Raw genomic sequence first — 1423 nt, 5'->3', positions numbered from 1 at the left:
CGGCGGTCGCGGAGTGCAGGTTCGGTGGGATCGTGCTGGCGTACGACATGACGCCCGCCGACTCGGGCGTGGCGCCGCTCGTGGTGGCGCCGGCGCTGCAGGTGGTGCTGCTCGGCGTGGCCGCGGTCGTGGTGGTGCGGCGCGGAGGCGGGGACACAGGTGGCGGCGCCGGCGCGTCTGTTCGCCGTGACGGCGCGGGTCGGCCTGGAGGCCCGGGCCGGCTGTCCGCGCCGGCTGCGGTCGGTCGTGTGCCCCTGCTGGCCGCGGGGCGGGCGCACTGGTCCGGTCGGCTCGTCGCGACCGTCGTGGCGTGCGGGTTCTTCGACGCGCTCGCGAACGTCTTCGTGCAGGCCGGCCTGCACTCGAGCGACGACCCCCTCACGCTCCCGGTGATGAGCGTCCTGAACGCGCTCTACCCGATCGGGACGGTGGTGTTGGCGGGGGTCGTGCTGCGGGAGCGGTTGACGCCGCTCCAGCTCGTCGGGATCGTGCTGGCGTTCGGCGCGTCCGTCGGGCTCGCGCTGGTGTGAGGCCGCGGCGGGCGGCCGCGCGCCGGGCGGGCGGGCGCCGGGCGGCCGCGAGACTCGGGGTGAGCGACCGTTCTCGCGCGGACGGCCGCGAGAACGGTCGCCCAGCGCGAGACTCGGGCACGCGGCGGCGGGCGGCGGCGGGCGGTCAGGCGTCGGGGATGAGGCGCTTGCCGAGCGACACCGTGCGGTCGTCCGCGTACCCGAGCGCTTCGTAGAAGCCGATGACCTGCTCGTTGCCGGCCCGCACCTGCAGGTTGAGCTTCGGGCAGCCCATCGCCGCGAGCCGCTGCTCGAACTCCTCCATGAGCCGCCGACCCAGCCCGGAGCCCTGCAGGTCGGGACGGACGGCGAGGTAGTTCACCCAGCCCCGGTGTCCGTCGAAGCCGGCCATGCCAGCCGCGACGACCCGGTCGACGGTCTCGACGGACCGGTCGCCCGCCTCGACGGCGACGAGGAAGAGCTCCGGCTGCACCGAGAGCTTGCGCTCGATGTCCCGCCGCGGGTCGTTCCACGGGCGGACGAGCCCGCACGCCTCCCACAGCGCGACGACCGCCTCGGTGTCGGGTCGGGCGAACGGCCGGATGACGTGCTCCATCTCCACACGGTAACGGTCCTGTGGAGAGCGCCGACACCCTGCCGTCGGCATGGGATGGTACAACTGTCCGAACCACCACAGGATCAGGAGCCTCGTGACCGCGCACGACACCATCCCGTCGCGCTCCGGCGACCAGGCGAGCGACGCGCCAGCGCACCGCTCCGCGCGACGACGCCAGACCCTCGGCGGCGCGATCGTCTCGCTGATCGCCGAGCTCCTCATCATCGCAGGCGCGGGCACCGGGCTCTACGTCGTGTGGACGGCGTGGTGGACCGATGTCGTGGCCGTGCAGGGGCAG

The 1423-nt window shown here is 74.3% G+C and carries 2 protein-coding genes and 1 pseudogene; 2 read left to right on the top strand and 1 reads right to left on the bottom strand.

What is annotated here, in order from left to right:
* Positions 1-530: EamA family transporter (locus I59_RS20745; RefSeq protein ID WP_022903229.1), on the top strand; the 530-nt coding region annotated here is incomplete at its 5' end.
* A 145-nt stretch (positions 531-675) separates the two neighbouring features.
* Here the strand turns inward: I59_RS20745 and I59_RS06840 are convergent.
* Positions 676-1125: a GNAT family acetyltransferase gene (locus I59_RS06840; protein ID WP_022903228.1), complete on the bottom strand. Its 450-nt coding sequence runs from the start codon at positions 1123-1125 to the stop codon at positions 676-678.
* A 94-nt stretch (positions 1126-1219) separates the two neighbouring features.
* Between I59_RS06840 and I59_RS22700 the strand changes: the two are divergent.
* Positions 1220-1423, top strand: a pseudogene (locus I59_RS22700) (hypothetical protein); the annotation flags it as partial.

The organism is Curtobacterium sp. B8 (genome assembly GCF_000333315.1).
GTDB lineage: Bacteria > Actinomycetota > Actinomycetes > Actinomycetales > Microbacteriaceae > Curtobacterium > Curtobacterium luteum.
Note: the sequence above shows the minus strand (reverse complement) of the source record. Positions and strands in the feature narration are given on the sequence as shown.

Excerpts from the sequence above, each read along its gene's own strand:
- I59_RS06840 (WP_022903228.1), bottom strand. The coding sequence starts at position 1,125 with ATGGAGCACGTCATCCGGCCGTTCGCCCGACCCGACACCGAGGCGGTC.